This is a genomic window from Amycolatopsis sp. WQ 127309 (assembly GCF_023023025.1).
GTDB lineage: Bacteria > Actinomycetota > Actinomycetes > Mycobacteriales > Pseudonocardiaceae > Amycolatopsis.
Genome location: NZ_CP095481.1, coordinates 3,873,597 through 3,889,479 on the forward strand (window position 1 = coordinate 3,873,597; position 15,883 = coordinate 3,889,479).

At 72.4% G+C, this 15,883-nt stretch carries 14 protein-coding genes and 1 other RNA gene; 10 read left to right on the top strand and 5 right to left on the bottom strand.

The genetic code is table 11. The annotated features are described in order from the left end of the window. Positions 1-30: 30 nt before the first annotated feature. The 4 genes from MUY22_RS18285 to MUY22_RS18300 all read left to right on the top strand — a co-directional run bounded on the left by MUY22_RS18285 (position 31) and on the right by MUY22_RS18300 (position 4,659). Complete coding sequence (locus MUY22_RS18285; protein ID WP_247061166.1) at positions 31-852, top strand: Nif3-like dinuclear metal center hexameric protein; 822 nt, start codon at positions 31-33, stop codon at positions 850-852. 10 nt (positions 853-862) lie between these two features. Next, positions 863-1,600, top strand: coding sequence for a zinc ribbon domain-containing protein (locus tag MUY22_RS18290; protein WP_247061167.1), 738 nt, complete (start codon positions 863-865; stop codon positions 1,598-1,600). Next, positions 1,597-2,730, top strand: coding sequence for a bifunctional RNase H/acid phosphatase (locus tag MUY22_RS18295; RefSeq protein WP_247061168.1), 1,134 nt, complete (start codon positions 1,597-1,599; stop codon positions 2,728-2,730). The genes MUY22_RS18290 and MUY22_RS18295 overlap by 4 nt, the downstream gene beginning before the upstream one ends. A 183-nt stretch (positions 2,731-2,913) precedes the next feature. After that, on the top strand, positions 2,914-4,659 hold the full coding sequence (locus MUY22_RS18300; protein WP_247061169.1) for a hypothetical protein: 1,746 nt from the start codon (positions 2,914-2,916) through the stop codon (positions 4,657-4,659). A 141-nt stretch (positions 4,660-4,800) separates the two neighbouring features. Here the strand turns inward: MUY22_RS18300 and MUY22_RS18305 are convergent, their stop codons facing one another. The 5 genes from MUY22_RS18305 to MUY22_RS18325 all read right to left on the bottom strand — a co-directional run bounded on the left by MUY22_RS18305 (position 4,801) and on the right by MUY22_RS18325 (position 11,122). Beyond that, complete coding sequence (locus MUY22_RS18305; RefSeq protein WP_247061170.1) at positions 4,801-6,042, bottom strand: SLC13 family permease; 1,242 nt, start codon at positions 6,040-6,042, stop codon at positions 4,801-4,803. Between the two features lie 76 nt (positions 6,043-6,118). Next, positions 6,119-7,234 carry a dimethylsulfone monooxygenase SfnG gene (sfnG, locus tag MUY22_RS18310; RefSeq protein WP_247061171.1) on the bottom strand — a complete coding sequence of 372 codons (1,116 nt, stop codon included), beginning with the start codon at positions 7,232-7,234 and terminating at the stop codon, positions 6,119-6,121. A gap of 57 nt (positions 7,235-7,291) precedes the next feature. Then, a complete protein-coding gene (locus tag MUY22_RS18315; protein ID WP_247061172.1) occupies positions 7,292-10,096 on the bottom strand; it encodes an AAA family ATPase in 2,805 nt (934 codons plus the stop codon). A gap of 31 nt (positions 10,097-10,127) precedes the next feature. Further along, positions 10,128-10,547, bottom strand: coding sequence for a hypothetical protein (locus MUY22_RS18320; protein ID WP_247061174.1), 420 nt, complete (start codon positions 10,545-10,547; stop codon positions 10,128-10,130). Next, a complete protein-coding gene (locus MUY22_RS18325) occupies positions 10,544-11,122 on the bottom strand; it encodes a sigma-70 family RNA polymerase sigma factor (RefSeq protein WP_247063978.1) in 579 nt (192 codons plus the stop codon). The genes MUY22_RS18320 and MUY22_RS18325 overlap by 4 nt, the downstream gene beginning before the upstream one ends. Before the next feature lie 247 nt (positions 11,123-11,369). Here MUY22_RS18325 and MUY22_RS18330 point away from each other — a divergent pair, with 247 nt between their 5' ends. The 6 genes from MUY22_RS18330 to MUY22_RS18355 all read left to right on the top strand — a co-directional run bounded on the left by MUY22_RS18330 (position 11,370) and on the right by MUY22_RS18355 (position 15,881). After that, a complete protein-coding gene (locus tag MUY22_RS18330) occupies positions 11,370-11,969 on the top strand; it encodes a ferredoxin (RefSeq protein ID WP_247061176.1) in 600 nt (199 codons plus the stop codon). Beyond that, positions 11,966-13,222 (top strand): NAD(P)/FAD-dependent oxidoreductase, encoded by a 1,257-nt coding sequence (locus tag MUY22_RS18335; protein ID WP_247061178.1) that lies wholly within the window; start codon positions 11,966-11,968, stop codon positions 13,220-13,222. Before MUY22_RS18330 ends, MUY22_RS18335 begins: the two co-directional genes overlap by 4 nt. A gap of 29 nt (positions 13,223-13,251) precedes the next feature. Further along, an RNA gene (gene rnpB, locus MUY22_RS18340) (RNase P RNA component class A) lies at positions 13,252-13,647 on the top strand. 104 nt (positions 13,648-13,751) lie between these two features. Continuing rightward, entirely contained in the window at positions 13,752-14,612 is an 861-nt protein-coding gene (locus MUY22_RS18345; RefSeq protein WP_247061180.1) for a hypothetical protein, read from the top strand. A gap of 455 nt (positions 14,613-15,067) precedes the next feature. Beyond that, positions 15,068-15,334 (top strand): hypothetical protein, encoded by a 267-nt coding sequence (locus tag MUY22_RS18350; protein ID WP_247061182.1) that lies wholly within the window; start codon positions 15,068-15,070, stop codon positions 15,332-15,334. Positions 15,335-15,347: 13 nt separating this feature from the next. Then, a complete protein-coding gene (locus MUY22_RS18355) occupies positions 15,348-15,881 on the top strand; it encodes a hypothetical protein (protein ID WP_247061183.1) in 534 nt (177 codons plus the stop codon). Positions 15,882-15,883 lie beyond the last annotated feature (2 nt).

The window sequence follows — 15,883 nt, forward strand, 5'->3', positions numbered from 1 at the left end:
GCCCGAAACGCTACATGCGAAGATCCCCGGATGCCCGCCCTTTCCGAAGTCATCACCGTGCTGGAGCAGGCGTACCCGCCGGCGCTCGCCGAGTCGTGGGACGCCGTCGGCCTCGTCTGCGGTGACCCGGCCGAGTCCGTGACGCGCGTGCTCTTCTGCGTCGACCCCGGCGCCGACACCCTCGACGAAGCCGCCGAGCTCGGCGCGCAGCTGATCGTCGCGCACCACCCGCTGCTGCTGCGCGGCGTGCACGGCGTCCCCGCCGACACGGCGAAGGGCGCGCTCGTGCACCGGATGATCCGCGCCGGGATCGCGCTCTACTGCGCGCACACCAACGCCGACTCCGCCGACCCCGGCGTCTCCGACGCGCTCGCCGAAGCGATCGGCCTCCGCGTCCTGCGGCCCCTCGACCCGAAGCCGGACGGCGTCACGGGCCTCGGCCGCATCGGCGAACTGCCGGAGCCGGAACCCTTCGGCGTCTTCGTGCAGCGCGTCGCGGACGCCCTGCCCGCGACCGTCCCCGGCGTGCTCGGCGCGGGCGACGAAGACCGCCCGATCCGCACCGTCGCCGTCTCCGGCGGGGCCGGCGACTCCTACCTCGCGCTGGCCACCGAAGCCGGGGTCGACGCCTACGTCACCGCCGACCTGCGGCATCACCCCGCGGGTGAGCACCTGGCGAGCCCGGGCCCGGTGCCCGCGCTGGTCGGGCTGACCCACTGGGCCAGCGAATGGCCCTGGTGCAGGCAAGCCTCGGCGGTCGTGGCGCGAGCGTTTGCGGGTAACGTCGACATCTGCGTCTCCACGCGGTGCACCGACCCGTGGAACGTCCGCGCCGAGCGCACATCGAATTAAGAGGAGCACCGTGAAGGCCGAACCCGCCGTGCAGCGCCAGTTGCTCGAGCTCGCCAAGGTGGACGCCGAGCTCTCGCGCACCGCGCACCGTCGCCGCACCCTTCCCGAGCTGGCCGAGATCGACGCCGGGGAGAAGACCGTCCGGGATCGCCGCGACGCGCTCGTGTCCACGGAGACCGCCGCGTCCGACCTCGACCGGGAGGTGGCCCGGCAGGAGAAGGAGATCGAGTCGGTGCGCGCCCGCGAGGACCGCGACCGCAAGCTCCTGGCGTCCGGATCCGTGAACTCCAAGCAGATGACCGACATCGAGCACGAGCTGCAGACCCTGCAGCGCCGGCAGAGCGCGCTGGAAGACGACCTCCTGGAGCTGATGGAGCAGCGCGAGGCGCTGGGCCTGGACGCGCAGCGCACGGGCGCCGAGGTCGACAAGGCCGAGTCCGAGGTCGCCGCCGCGATCATCCGCCGTGACGAGGCGTTCAAGGACCTCGACACCACCCGCGCCCGCCGCGACGAAGACCGCGCGAAGCTGCTGCCGCGCTTCCCGGAGCCGCTGCTGAAGCTGTACGAGCGCGTCCGCGAGCACAAGGGGATCGGCGCCGCGCTGCTGCGCGCCCGCCGGTGCGGCGCCTGCCAGCTCGAGCTGGACCGCAACACCGTCAACGAGATCAAGGGCGGCCCCGAGGACGACGTCGTGCAGTGCGAGAACTGCGGCGCGATCCTGGTCAGGACCGTGGAGTCCGGCCTGTGACCGAGCACGTCGTGATCGAGGCCGACGGCGGTTCCCGGGGCAACCCGGGCCCCGCCGGCTACGGCGCGGTGGTCAAGGACGCCGCGACGGACGAGGTTCTCGCCGAGCGCAAGGAAGGCCTCGGCGTCGTCACCAACAACGTCGCCGAGTACCGCGGCCTGATCGCCGGGCTGGCCGCCGCGGCCGAGCTCGGAGCGTCCACTGTGGACGTCCGGATGGACTCGAAGCTCGTGGTGGAGCAGATGTCCGGGCGCTGGAAGATCAAGCACCCGGACATGCAGCCGCTCGCCGCGCAGGCCAAGGAGATCGCCGCCGGCTTCACGCGCGTCCGCTACGAGTGGATCCCGCGCGCGCAGAACTCGCATGCCGACCGGCTCGCCAACGAGGCGATGGACGCGGCCACCGGGAAGCCGGCCGCCGGCAAGCCCGCCCCGGCCGCGCCGAAGCTGCCGACCCGGAAGCCGGACCGCGCCGTCGTCGCCTGGACCGGCGCCCGCGGCACCCCGACCCGGCTGCTCCTGCTGCGCCACGGCCAGACGGAGATGTCGGCGCTGCGGCGCTACTCCGGCCGCGGCGACGTCCCGCTCACCGAACTCGGCCGCGCGCAGGCGGCCGCGGCGGCGAAGCGGCTGGCCGCGACCGAGGGCCTGATCGTCGACGGCGAGTCCGTCCCGATCATCTCCTCGCCGCTCACGCGCACGAAGCAGACCGCGCAGGCCGTCGCCGACGCGCTCGGCGGCCGCGTCGAGACCCACCCCGGTCTCATCGAGACCGACTTCGGCGAGTGGGAGGGGCTGACGTTCGCCGAGTCCGCCGACCGCGACCCGGACCTGCACCGCTCCTGGATCGGCGACAGCTCGGTCCCGCCGCCCGGCGGCGAGAGCTTCGACGTCGTCCACCAGCGCGTCCGCAAGGCCCGCGACGAGCTGATCGCCGAGCACGGCGGCCGGACGCTGGTGCTGGTCAGCCACGTGACGCCGATCAAGACGCTGCTGCGGATGGGCCTGGACGCCGGGCCGTCGCTGCTGTTCCGGCTGCACCTGGACCTGGCGTCGCTGTCGATCGTCGAGTTCTATCCGGACGGCAACGCGTCGGTCCGGCTGGTGAACGACACGTCGCACCTGAGCTGACCGGGGCAACTGTGGGGTGGATCACGCTCAACGGCGACGCGTGGCCGACCCCCGATGGGGTATTGGCTACAGTGGCTCGACCGCGGCGCCGCGGCGGTGGGCCCGGCCTCGGGTCCATTCATGGGGCGCCGGCTCGTGCGTAACCCACCGGCAGAGGCCTGCGGGCGGAACAGTGACGAGGACATGACGGCTAGCGCACTCACCGAGACTTCCCAGAGCGACGTCCCCGACGACCCCGTGGCCACCACCACGACGCGGGGCTGGGGCGCGCGCCTGGCACCGGTACTGGCCGTGCTCGCCGGGGTGGCCGCCGTCGCGGCGCACGCCACCCGCTACGGCCACTGGATCGTCGACGACGCCGCCATCACCTTCTCCTACGCCCGCAGCTTCGCCGACGGCCTCGGCCCGGTGCTGCAGCCGGGCGCGCCGCCGGTCGAGGGCTTCTCGGACCCGACGTGGATGGTGCTGCTCGGCGTCGGCAAGCTCGTCGGCCTCTTCGACCACGGCCTGCTCTTCGGCCTGCCCGACTACGTGCTGTTCCCGAAGCTGCTGGGCCTGCTGTTCACCGGCGGCATCCTGACCGCCTGCTACATCGCCGCGAAGCAGATCTTCACGCGCTTCGCCTGGCTGGCCACCCTGGTCGTCGGCCTGACGCTGGCGACGATCCCGTCGTTCGTCATCTGGGTCGTGTCCGGCCTGGAGAACTCGCTGTTCGCCTTCGTCGTCGTCACGCTGGGCGTGACGCTGTTCGTCTCGGTGAAGCGGGACAAGCTGCTGACCCCGAAGGTCGCGCTGTGGGCCGGCGTCATGGTCGCGTTCGCCGCGCTGACCCGGCCGGAAGGCCTGATCTACGCGGGCGCGTACCCGCTGGCCGCGCTGTTCCTGCTGCGGTCGGGCCTGTTCTGGAAGAGCTTCCGGCTCGCGCTGCTGTCGGTGGCCGCGTTCGCCGTCCCGTTCGGCGCGTACGTCGTCTGGCGGCACGCCGAGTTCGGCAGGCTGCTGGCCAACCCGTCGGTCGCGAAGCAGCAGGGCCTGCCGGGGTTCGACGCCGTGAAGCGGCCCTTCGAGCTGGCCGGCTACGCGGGCTGGGCCGGCGTCGTCCTGCTGCTGCTCGTGATCGTGTTCGCGCTGGTCAAGGCGCCGTGGCGGCGCTCGCTGACCGCGTTGCTGGTGCCGCTGGGGCTGGGGATCGTCGCGTACGGCGTGATGGTCGCCGACTGGATGTACCAGCACCGGTTCGCCAGCCCGATCTGGCCGCTGGCGGTCATCGCCGGGACGCTGTCGGCGGGTGAGCTGCTGAAGCACCGCCGGGCGCTGCTGCGGATCGGGATCGTCGTGGTCCTGGTCGGCGCGTTCGTCCCGTCGGCCGTCGGGTTCGCCCAGGCCGCGGACAAGTTCGCGAAGAACCCGAACATCACGGCGTGCCTGGTCGCGGACCGCTTCGGCCGCGGCTTCAACACGTACGCGGACATCCTGGGCATCCAGAAGGCGTCGCTGCTGCTGCCGGACCTCGGCGGCTCGTCGATGACCAGCCGGCTCGAGCTGGTGGACATGGCCGGCCTGGTCAACAAGCCGATCGCCGACCTGGTCCACGACAACGACCTCGCGGGCCTGCGCAACTACGTGTTCGACACGGTCAAGCCGACGTTCATCCACTCGTGGGGCCCGTGGGCCGCGGGCAACGGCATCGCGCTGGACCCGCGCCTGGACCGCGACTACGTGCTGGTCTACTCGTCGCCGATCGAGGGCCTGCGCAACGGCGACTGGGTCCGCAAGGACGCGGTCACGGACCCGGCCAAGCTCAAGGCGGCCCAGGACTACGCGAAGGTGACGATCCCGGCCGTGGCGGCCGACCGTTTCGGCGGCCCGCTGGACGACTGCGGCGCGACGATGAAGCCTGGCCAGACCCTGACGGTCCCGAACCCGTAACCCGCGTGACACGGCCCGTAACCCGCGTGACCCGGCCCGTCACTCGCGTGATCGGGCCCGTGACCCGCGTGACTGAGGCCGGAACTCGCGAGTTCCGGCCTCAGTCACGTGAGATCCGGCCGCGATCACGCGGGTGACGGGTTACGTCGCGACGGTGAGGCCCAGCCAGAGGGCCACCGTGGCCGCGGCCAGGCACAGCGGGGTCGTCAGGGCCCCCAGCGCGTGGAACGTCTTCGCCGACGGGTGCCGCGGGAGGGCTCGGCGCCACAGCAGCGTGGCCAGGGACCCCAGGTAGCTCGCGTTTGGGCCGATGTTGACGCCCAGCAGCACCGCCAGCAGCACGCCCGGCGCCGGGTGCGTGCCCAGGACCGACAGCAGGATCAGCGTCGCCGGGAGGTTGTTGACCAGGTTGGCCAGCAGCGCCGCGACGCCGGCCGCCAGCAGGAGGTCCACCAGGCCCGTCGACGTCGGGAGCACGTCGCGGAGCAGGCCGCCCAGCAGGTGTTCCGACACCGCCTCGACGACCACCGCCAGGCCCAGCACGAACAGGCACAGCTGCGGCGCCGCCTCGCTGATCAGCTGCCACGGCTTGATCTTGCCCCGCGCCAGCGCGCGCACGCCGAGGACCAGCGCCGCGGCCGTCGCGATCCAGACCGGCTCGACGTGGCCCAGCGGGCCCAGCCCGAAGCCGACCAGCGTCAGCGCCAGGACGACCAGCGCGAACGTCGGCGTCTCCAGGTGCTGCCGCGGCTCCGCCGTCTCCTGCGGCTTCAGGTCCGTGGCGAAGAACCGCAGGAAGACGAGCAGTTCGATGCCGATCGTCACCAGCCACGGCAGCGCCATCAACGCCGTGAACCCGGCGAACGTCAGCCCGGACGCGGCGAAGGCCAGCAGGTTGGTCAAATTGGACACCGGCAGCAGCGTCGAGGCCGAGTTCGCCAGGTGCACGCAGGCGTAGGCGTGCGGCCGCGCGGGCATCTTCAGGCTGGACGCCGTCGCGAGGACCACCGGGGTGAGCAGGACGACCGTGGCGTCCAGGCTGAGCACGGCCGTCACGCCCGCCGCCGCGGCGAACGTCAGCACCAGCAGCCGCTTCGGCTTGCCGTGGCACGCCTCGGCGAGGCGGTTGCCGAGCCAGGCGAACACGCCGTCGACACTGGCCAAAAAGGACAGCAGGAGGATCGCGGCCAGGAAGCCGAGCGTCGGCAGGATCTCGACGGCCCGGTGCCCGGCCGCGGCCGGGCGCACCAGCCCGAGCAGGAGCGCCAGCCCCGCCGCCGGCACCGCGGCGACCGCCTCCGGCCAGCCGCGCGGCCGGACGATCGCGAAGACCAGCACCCCGATCAGGAGCACCAGGCTCGCGGCACCCGCCCAGAAGTTCACCAGTGCACGCTAGCCGGAGTGCCGTGAAGGGCACCCTCAGGGACCAGGTTTCCCTGAGGGTGCCCTTCAGGACATCTCAGACGCTCAGCGGCTCCGGGGTCGCGGCGCCGCGGGCGAGGTCGCGTTCCTTCGCCCGGATCACCGGCAGCACGTGCTCGCCGAAGTGCTCGACGTCCTCCAGGTAGTGCAGGAAGCCGAGCAGCAGCAGGTTCGCCCCGCGCCGCTTGTACTCGATGGCGCGGTCGGCGATCTGCTCCGGCGTGCCGATCAGCCGGGTGCGGAAGCCGTCGTTGTACTGCACGAGGTCCTCGAACTCCGAGTCTGCCCACATGCCCTTGGTGTCCGAAGTGGACTTTCCGGCCTGCTTGACGGCGTTGCGGAAGCCCTCGACGGCGGGGCGGTTGGCCTTGTCGACGATCTCGCGCAGCACGGCCTTCGCTTCGCTCTCGGTCTCGCGGGCGATGAGGAAGCCGTTCAGTCCGAATCGGACGGTGTGGTCGTTCTCCGCCGCGTACCCGTTCACCTCCGCGACCTGCTCGCTGAAGCCGTCGAAGTCCTTGCCGTTGCTGAAGTACCAGTCCGAGACGCGCCCGGCGAGCTTGCGCGCCGCCGTGGAGTTGCCGCCCTGGAAGATCTCCGGGTGCGGTGTGACGACCGGCTTCGGCTTGATGTCGAAGTCGTGGATCCGGTAGAAGTCGCCGCGAAACTCGGCGTGGTCGCTGGTCCAGAGCTCCCGCAGCACGCGGATGAACTCCTCCGACCGCCGGTAGCGCTCGTCGTGCTCGAGCCACGCTTCGCCCAGGCCGGTGAACTCGTCCTTGAACCAGCCGCTGACGACGTTCACGGCCGCGCGGCCGCCGGAGATGACGTCGGCGCTCGCGATGAACTTCGCCAGCACACCGGGGTGCCACAGGCCCGGGTGCACGGCCGCGATCACCTTGAGCCGCTCGGTGGCGAGCAGCAGCGCCAGGCTGAACCCGGTCGACTCGTGCTGGTAGGCCGCGCCGTAGCTCGCCGTGTAGCGGACCTGGGAGAGGGCGTACTCGAACCCGTTGTTCTCGGCGAGCACCGCCAGTTCGCGGTTGTACTCGTAGCCCCAGTCCGTGCGCTGCTCGATGTCGCTCGTGACGAGCCCGCCGCTCACGTTCGGGACCCAGTAGGCGAATTTCAGAGGTTCCTCGGGCGAAGACATGGCCCGAGTAGAGCAACGACGCCTGGGGCGGTCAACGCGCGTCCACGCGGTGGGACCTCACCCGCCGCGGTGGGACTTCGCCAGTGCGCCACCGAGTTCCGCGCGCCCCGGGATGCCGAGCTTCCGGTACGCGCCCGACAGGTGCAGCTCGACCGTGCGCCGCGTCAGGTGCAACGCCGTCGCGATCTCGCGGTTCGTCAGGCCTTGTGCGGCCATCACGGCGATGCGGCTTTCCTGGCGCGTCAAGCCGTGCTCGTTGTCCTTCGCCGGGGTCAACGCGCGCCGCGACGAGCGCAGCTCCTCCGCCGCGCGCCGCGCGAGGGGGCGCGCGCCGCAGTGCTCGCTCAGCTCGACGGCCTGCCGCAGCGTCTCGATGGCCTTTTCGGACTGGCCGTGGCGCGACTGCAGCGAGCCGAGCTCGGTCAGCGCCGTCGCCAGCTGCAGGCGGGCCGGTGACGCGCTCAGCGCCGTGATCGCCTTGGCCAGGGACCGCTCGGCTTCGTCGTCCTCGCGGACGAGCCCGAGCGTCGTGAGCGCGGTGCCGAGCGGGCGCGCCGCGCCCCAGCGGGTCGCCGCGGACAGGTCCTCTTCGGCCAGCCGGGCCGCGTCCTCGCCCTGGCCGAGCGCGAGCGCCGCGCGGGCCGCGTGTGCGCGCCACGGCACGAACCCGGGGAAGCGCATCCCGTGGTGCGCGAGCCGCCGGCCGCAGCTGAGCAGGTCCTCGAAGCCGAAGCGGGTGTAGCCGGTGGCGACGCGCAGGCGGCCGCGCGCGTAGAGCAGGTAGGTGTGGGTGAACAGGCCCTGGCCGGCGACGAAGTCCATCCGGTCCAGCAGCGACGTCGCCGCCTCGAACCGGCCCAGGTCGACCCAGCACTCGACGAGCTTGGCCGCGCACAGCACACCGACCGGGCACGTCGTCGTCGCGCCGCGCTCGTCGAACCGCCGCAGCAGCGACTCGAAGTGGACGCTCGCCCGCTGCAGGTCGCCGCCGGCCTGCAGCGCGATCCCGCGGGCCAGGGTCGGCAGCGCGCCCTGCGGCACGTGCACGTCCCACGGCTCGCGCTCGACGTCGAGGATCCGGCACAGCCGGTCGACGTGGGCCGGCTCGTCCGCGAGCACCGCGGTGGCCAGCGTGAAGAAGTAGTGCTGCTCGAACAAATCGCCGTCGTCGTCGCCTGCCAAGGCGTCGGCGAAGTGCGCGATGGCGTCCTGCGCGGACTCGCCGCTGCGGACCGTGTCGAGCGCCAGCAGGGCCGAGCGGCTCCGGCGCGCGGCCGGGTCGGTCAGCGGCGCCCACTGCTCCTCGAAGTCGCGGAACTCCGGCGGCGGCCCGAGCCGGCTGCCGGCTTCGGCGAGGTAGGTCATGCTCAGCAGCGGCCCGACGGCGTCCGGGCCGCCGGCGTCGAGCCGCGCCGCGATCTGGCCGGCCGCGCTGATCGCGAGCCGGGCGTCCTGACCGCCGCACAGCGAGAGCAGCATGGCGTTGGCGATGAACGCGGCGGTCTCGCGGCGGCCGATGTTGTCGACGGCCTCGCGCACCCGCACCGCGGCCGCGGGCGGGTCGACCTGGAACTCGGCGTGCGCCAGCTGCAGCAGCACGGCCACCCGCCGCCCGGAGCTCAGCCGCTCGTCGAGCGCGCGCCGCAGGTGCCGCGAGGCCAGTTCGGCGTCGCCCGCGAACAGGGCGGTGCGCGCGCTCTGCCGCAGGATGTCGACGCCCCAGGGGATCCGGATCGCGGTGGCCTCGAGCAGGTGCGCGGCGACGCGCTCGATCGGCGCGCCGGTCTCCGCGAGCAGTTTCGCCGCCCGCGCGTGGTTGACCGCCCGCGTCGTCTGCGGCATGTCCTTGAGCACGGAGTTGCGGACGAAGGAGTAGGACAGCGTCGGCCGGCTGCTGTTGTCGAGCACGTGCAGCCGGACCATGGTGTCGATCGCCGGCAGCGCGTCCAGCTCGTCGATGCCGGCGAGCTGGGCCAGCAGGTCGAAGCTCGCGTCCTCGCCGGCGATCGCGGCCGCGTGCAGGATCGCGGGGGCGTTCGGGAACTCGTGCATCCGGGTGTGGAGGACCTGGCCGATCAGCGACGAGCCGAGCGCGTGCGGGTCCGCGCCGGGCAGCAGCCGCGGCCGCAGCGCGTGCAGCAGGTACGGGTTGCCGCCGGTGGCCTCGCGGCAGGTGGACGCCAGCTCGCCGGGGGCGAGGCCGAGGATCTCGGCGGCGGCCGCGTCGCCGAGGCCGTTGAGCGTGATCGTGGCCGGCGTGCAGCCCGCCATCTCCAGCAGGGCCACCTCGCGGTGGGGCGGGTGCCCGATCAGGGCGGTGAGGACGATCAGCACCGGCAGGTCGAGCACGCGGTGCCGGATGTAGGCGAGGCACCGCATCGACCAGGCGTCGGCGAGGTGGACGTTGTCGATGCCGAGGAACAGCGGGCCGCGCTCGGCCGCCTCGCGGACGAGGTGGAAGAAGCGTTCGAGCGCTTCGCTCTCGCCGGCCGGGCCGCACTGCTCGGCGGCGTGCGGCAGGCGCGGCCGCGGTGAGGCCGGGTCGGCGGTGATGTCCTGCAGGGCTTCGGCCAGCTGCCGGGCCACCCCGCCGGGCAGGTGGCTCTCGAGCCGTGACCCGGTGGCGATCGCGGCGGTGAAGCCCGAGTCCGCGGCCAGCGCCGCGGCGGCGCGCAGCGTGGCGCTCTTGCCCATGCCGAACTCGCCGGCCAGTACCGCGCTCGCCGCCGTGCCGCCCAGCGCGACCGGGAAGAGCCTGGTCAAGCGGCTGAGCTCGGGCTCGCGGCCGGGGAGCCGCGGAGCCGGACGCTTCGGTACCGAAGCCCCGCTGACGGGGTTCTCGGGATTTACTTCGGTATCCACCGTAAGGACTTTCATGTTGGGTTCGGGCAGACTACCGGTAACCGGCCGAACTCGGGAGAACCCGCAGGTGGGCGCCGGTGCCGGCGACGAAGCGAGCAGGGGAGACGATGGACGCAGCGGTTGCGAACCCGTCCCTCCCGAAGGCCGCGCCCGTCGCGCACAGGGCCGTCACGCCGACGCCCAGGGCCAGCAGCAGGAGCGTGCCGGTCGCCGAGCCGGGCCGCCGGCCGCCGAACCGGCACGACTTCCGGCGCGGGGCCGTCCCGTCGCCCGGGGGCAGGTAGCCGAGCTCGGCCGCTCGCGCGAGCACCCCGGTCACCGAGCGGAACTCGGCGACGCGGACCCGGCAGCGGGCACACCCGCTCAGGTGCGCTTCGAATTCCCCCGGATCGTCGAGGACGCCGAGCCCGTAGGCCGCGGCGTCCCGGTGCACCCCTTTCCCCGCCCTCATCGCACCGTCACTTCCCCGAGCGCCTTACGCAATTGCCGCATCGCCGTGTACAACCGCGATTTCACGGTTCCCTCCGGAATTCCGAGAATGGTCGCGGCTTGGCGAACGGTATTTCCGGCGAGGTACGTCTGGGAGATGACGGACTGGTATTTCTCGTCCAGTTCCGTCAATGCGCGGGAAATCGTTAGTGCGGCTAACGAACTGTCGGTGCGGTCGGCTGACTCGGCGTTGTCGGGGATCTCCAGAGCGACCTCCTGCGGGCGTACCCGGCGATTCCGCCAGCCGTCGATGACGATCCGGCGGGCCACCGTGAGCAGCCAGCCTCGCAGCATGCCAGGCTCGCGCTCAAGGGTTTCGGAGTGCTGCCAGGCGCGGATCATGGTCTCCTGCACCACGTCCTCGGTCCACTGCCGGTCGTAGTTGGTGAGGGACAACACCTGGCTGAACAGCGTGGCGCGAAAGTTCTTGTACAGCAACGGGACCAGGTCGTCGACCGGGTCCGCCGCGAGGACGGCCGCGGCGGCGGACGAGGAGGGGCCGGTGTGGCCGATACCTGTTCTGCCCGGTGCTTCCATAAAGCTCGCAACCTCACCTGACTGGCGGACCGTAAGGGCCAGCAGAGCGTAGCGCAGAAATACTTGATAGGCCATATGCATCAGTTTCTCCGGCTATTCGGCTCCCGGTCGCCACGATGTGTTCGCGTGAACGGTTCAAAAGCTGTCTTGTGATGCACATCACAGTCTCTAAAAGGTGACATCGAGAACCGTGCCGCACCTTTCACGCGTAGCTCCCGGTAAGGACCACTCCACGAGGGGACACGGAATGCCGCTCCGATTCGCAGCACTGTTCGCGGCCACCGCCGCGCCGCTGCTCGGCGCCGTTCTCCCGGCCGCCGCCGGGGAGCTGCAGCAGACCGGCCGCACCCTGCTGACGCGGCTGAAGCAGCACACCCTGTGGGCGGTGCCGGCCAGCCGAGATCGCCGCGGCTTCGGGTGCCGAGTTCGACCGCGCTGGCTCCGCTTCCACCGGCTCGGCTACCCGGCGATCGGCCTGCTCGCCGCGTACGCCTGGCTCGGCGCGATCCGGAGCGGCCACCTCGCCGCCTTCTGGCTCGCCGGGATCACGCTGCTGGTCCCACCGGTCGTGCTGTCGGCACTGCGCGTGCTGCCCGCGTCGGCGCTCGTGCGCGCCGGGCTGATCGCGCCGGTCCCGGACGCGGACACCCTGCGCGTCGACGTCGACAGCCACCTCTGCCACTCCTACGGCGTCTGCCAGTCGGAGGCGCCCCAGGTCTTCCGGCTCGGCCACGACGGCCGGCTGGAGTACGAGAAACGGCCGGCGGCCCGGCTGACACCCCACGTCCGGGCCGCCGCCCGCGCCTGTCCCATGCGAGCCATCCACCTGGTGGGAGCCATCCGATGAGCGAACGGATCGTCATCGCCGGAGCCGGCCTCGCCGGCCTGCGTGCCGCCGAGCGGGTGCGCGAACTCGGGTTCGACGGCGAGGTCGTCGTCATCGGCGCCGAGCCCGACATCGCCTACCACCGCCCGGCGCTGTCCAAGCACCTGCTCACCGGCGCCGTCAGCCGCGCCGACACGCTCCTGGCCGACCCCCTCGAAGTGGACGCCGAGTGGCGCTTCGCCACCACCGTCACGGGCCTGTCGCCGAACCGCCAGGTCGTCCACCTCGGCGGCGAGGAACTGCGCTACGACGGGCTGATCATCGCCACCGGCGTCGAACCCCGCCGGATGCCGGGCGCCCCGCACGGGCACCAGCGGGTCGTCGTCGTCCGGACGCTGGCCGACACGATCGCCCTGAAGCGCGCGCTGGCCACCGGTCCCGGCCCGGTCGCCGTCGTCGGCGACGGCTTCATCGGCTGCGAGGTCGCGTCCAGCCTCCGGGAGATGGGCCGCGACGTCGTCCTCATCGGCCGCGCGCGGGCCCTGCTGGCCGACGTCCTCGGGCCCGACATCGGCGAGTGGCTCACGGCGCTGCACACCGCCCGCGGCGTCCGCCTCGAGCTCGGCACCGCGGTCCGGCGGTGGCGGCCCACCGCGGCGTCGGTGGGGATCGAGTTCACCGACGGGCGCGCCCTCGACGTCGCCTGCGTCGTGGTCGCCGTCGGCAGCGTGCCGGCGGTGTCGTGGCTGCGCGGTGCCAAGCTCCCGCTCGACGACGGCGTCGTCTGTGGGCCGACCTGCCACGTCGTCGGCTCGCGGACGATCGTCGCGGCCGGCGACGTCGCCCGCTGGCCGAACCTGCGCTTCGACCCGGTGCCGCGGCGCGACGAACACTGGCTCAACGCGGTCGAGATGAGCCGCGCGGCCGCCGCGAACCTGCTCGCCGGGCCGCAGGGCTCACCGGCGTACACGCCGGTGCCGCGCTACTGGTCCGAACAGCACGGCGTCCGCATCCAGGTCGCCGGCCGGCCCATGCTCGGCACCGACACGGTGCTGCTGGAGTCCCCGGCGCCCGGCACCCGCCCGATCACCGGCTTCGTCCGGGACGGCGCGCTCGTCGGGCTGATCGGCCTCGACAGCCCCGCCGCCGTCCTGCACTGGACGGCCGAGCTGGCGCGCCGGCTGCGTTCGCCCGGCGGGGAGCCCGCGCCCGAGATCGTCCGCCCGCGCCATGGCGGCGACCGCGACCACAGCGGCGCCATCGCGGGGTGGTGAGCGCGCCCGGGTACGATTCCCGGCGCGGACGAGCTGGCAGGGCGGTCGCGGGCCGGGGCGACCCGGCTCGAGGAAAGTCCGGACTCCACAGGGCTGGGTGGTTGCTAACGGCAACCCGGGGTGACCCGCGGGAAAGTGCCACAGAAAACAGACCGCCGCGGCCCGCGAGGGCCGGGGTAAGGGTGAAACGGTGGTGTAAGAGACCACCAGCGTCCCGGGTGACCGGGACGGCTAGGTAAACCCCACCCGGAGCAAGGCCAAGAGGGAGCTTCGGCTCCTGCGCAGGCGCTCGAGGACGGCCCGTCCGAGTCTGCGGGTAGGCCGCTGGAGCCTGCCGGCGACGGCAGGCCGAGATGGATGACCGCCGCCCCGCGAGCCGCAAGGCGACCGGGGAACAGGATCCGGCTTACACGCCAGCTCGTCCGCACCCCGTCGTGGGTGTTCAGGGCGGTTCTCACCGCCCTGAACACCCACGACCGGGTGCCGCGGAGGCTCGTGCCAAGTGGTTACCCGGGGGTAGGGTGCCCGCATGGCGGGAAACGAGAAGCAGTTCAAGTCGGCTTTCGACTCCTTGCACGCGCTGACGTACTTCGCGCCCGAGGTCGACGCCGCTCTCACCGGGATCGGGCTGCGACCGGGGCGGATGCCCTACTTCGCCGGCCGCTCCGCCGCCATGGGGCCCGTCGGCGCCGAGGTCGTCGCGGCCACCTTCTACAACTTCAACCCCGAGGTCGTCGCGCGGGTGATCCCGCGGGCCTGGACGCTGGCCACGCCCGAGCAGGTCCTCGAAGCCCGCCTCGACGGCGTCGACAAGGTGCTGACCCGCCTGCTCGGCGACGACACCCTCAAGAGCGAAGAGGTGGCCGAGGCCGCCGAGCTCGCCCGGGAGGCCTCGGCCGGCTGCACCGCCGAAGGCCGTCCCCTCTACGCCGCGCACGCGGCGCTGCCCTGGCCCGACCAGCCGCACCTCGCCCTCTGGCACGCCATCACGCTGCTGCGCGAGTACCGCGGCGACGGCCACATCGCCGCGCTCGTGCTCAACGGCCTCGGCAACATCGAGGCGCTGATCACGCACGTCGCCACCGGCGACGGGTTCGTGCCCGAGGTCGCCAAGCTCACCCGGGGCTGGAGCGACGAGCAGTGGGCCGCCGCCGAAGCCGGGCTGGCCGGCCGCGGGATCCTCGACGCCGAGGGCGCGCTCACCGAGGCGGGCGTCGCGCTGCGCGACCGGGTCGAGGTCGCCACCGAGGCCGCCGCGACCGGGCCGTGGGACCTCCTGGGGCCGGAGAAGACGGCCCGGCTCGAGCTGCTGTGCCGCGCTCTCAGCCGCCAGGCCGTCGAGGCCGGTGCCTTCCCGGAAGGCGTGTTCGCCGGCCGCCGGCGCGTCTGAATGGAGCAAGATCACGCTATGTAGTGAAACTTGTGTGAGGTCTTGAACACCTAGTGACGGACGTTCGCGGCCGCCAAGATCGGGATCTCGGCGGACCGGTCCACTCGGCGTCACAGTGTGGACTCCTGCAAGCCCGCCGTTCGGGTCGTGTCACACTGTTTCGGGCCCGGCGACGGTCACAAGCCGGGCACGCAAAGTGAGCGATTCTCTGCCAAGAGAGTGAGTTCGGCACTGCGACAAAAACGATGGGCGGCCGGGCTTTGACCGGAGGACCCTTGCCGCGATGATGGTGGGCGTGGAGATTTCGGGTAATAAGCGCGCCGTCCCGGTTGAGCAGCGAGCCGGTACCTACTCAGCGCGCTTTGACCGCTACCCCTCGTAGCCGCCATGATGTTGTTCGAAGCACTGCTTGAGCCAGAACCGCGCGGCCCCCACCGCGCACCGGGAGTAACGCGATGATGACCTTGACCACCCTCGACACGCTGGCCGCAGGCGAGCTGGGCACCGGAAACGTGCGCCAGTGGCTGCTCGACAACGTCATCCCCCTGGTGCTGCTGTCCGTCGCGCTCCTGCTCCTGTGGCTGGGTGGCGGCAAGGGCGACAACGCCGGCGTGATGCGCAGGCTCGCCGGCGTGGTCATCGCGCTGGCGATCATCGGACTCGCGGTCAGCGGCGCCGGCGTCAACGTCGGCCAGTGGATCGCCGGCCTGTTCACCGGCTGAGGCAGGGGCCCGCGTGCGCATCAGGACTGATGACGAGGTCTACCGGGTCGACGCCGTCTGGCTCGGCCCCCCGAAAGCGACTTTTCCCTGGCGGGCCCGCTACGTCGCGTGGCTCATCGGCATCCCGGTGTTCTTCGTGGTCCTCGGCGTCGAGCGCTGGGCCGGGTGGAGCTTCGGGTTCTTCTCGACGGCGTGGGCGTTCATCGCCACCATCGTGGTGACCCGGCTGCTGACGGCCAAGATCAGCCACGAGCGGCCGCTCGGCACCGTGGTCTCGATGGCCGGGCGCGAGCTCAACACGCCGCGGCAGGCGACCACGGGCACGGGCGGCGCCGTCAGCGCCAGCCGCGTCCGGGTGCGGGCCGAGCGCCCGTTGCCGAAGCACCGCCGGAGACGGCAGTACCGGCACCACGGCCCGCAGCCGGGTGCCGTGGCCACCCATGCCCCCACCACCGCCTCAACGGAAGCGCTACGCGCCGCGGTGTCTGTCAGAGGAACCCCACGAGCGCGCCCGAGCCGCCGCGGTGCGGCCCGGGCCGGGAGGTAGTC

Excerpts from the sequence above, each read along its gene's own strand:
- MUY22_RS18330 (WP_247061176.1), top strand. The coding sequence starts at position 11,370 with ATGCCGCTCCGATTCGCAGCACTGTTCGCGGCCACCGCCGCGCCGCTG.
- MUY22_RS18350 (WP_247061182.1), top strand. The coding sequence starts at position 15,068 with ATGATGACCTTGACCACCCTCGACACGCTGGCCGCAGGCGAGCTGGGC.
- MUY22_RS18345 (WP_247061180.1), top strand. The coding sequence starts at position 13,752 with ATGGCGGGAAACGAGAAGCAGTTCAAGTCGGCTTTCGACTCCTTGCAC.
- sfnG (WP_247061171.1), bottom strand. The coding sequence starts at position 7,234 with ATGTCTTCGCCCGAGGAACCTCTGAAATTCGCCTACTGGGTCCCGAAC.
- MUY22_RS18285 (WP_247061166.1), top strand. The coding sequence starts at position 31 with ATGCCCGCCCTTTCCGAAGTCATCACCGTGCTGGAGCAGGCGTACCCG.
- MUY22_RS18320 (WP_247061174.1), bottom strand. The coding sequence starts at position 10,547 with ATGAGGGCGGGGAAAGGGGTGCACCGGGACGCCGCGGCCTACGGGCTC.
- MUY22_RS18335 (WP_247061178.1), top strand. The coding sequence starts at position 11,966 with ATGAGCGAACGGATCGTCATCGCCGGAGCCGGCCTCGCCGGCCTGCGT.
- MUY22_RS18325 (WP_247063978.1), bottom strand. The coding sequence starts at position 11,122 with ATGGAAGCACCGGGCAGAACAGGTATCGGCCACACCGGCCCCTCCTCG.
- MUY22_RS18300 (WP_247061169.1), top strand. The coding sequence starts at position 2,914 with ATGACGGCTAGCGCACTCACCGAGACTTCCCAGAGCGACGTCCCCGAC.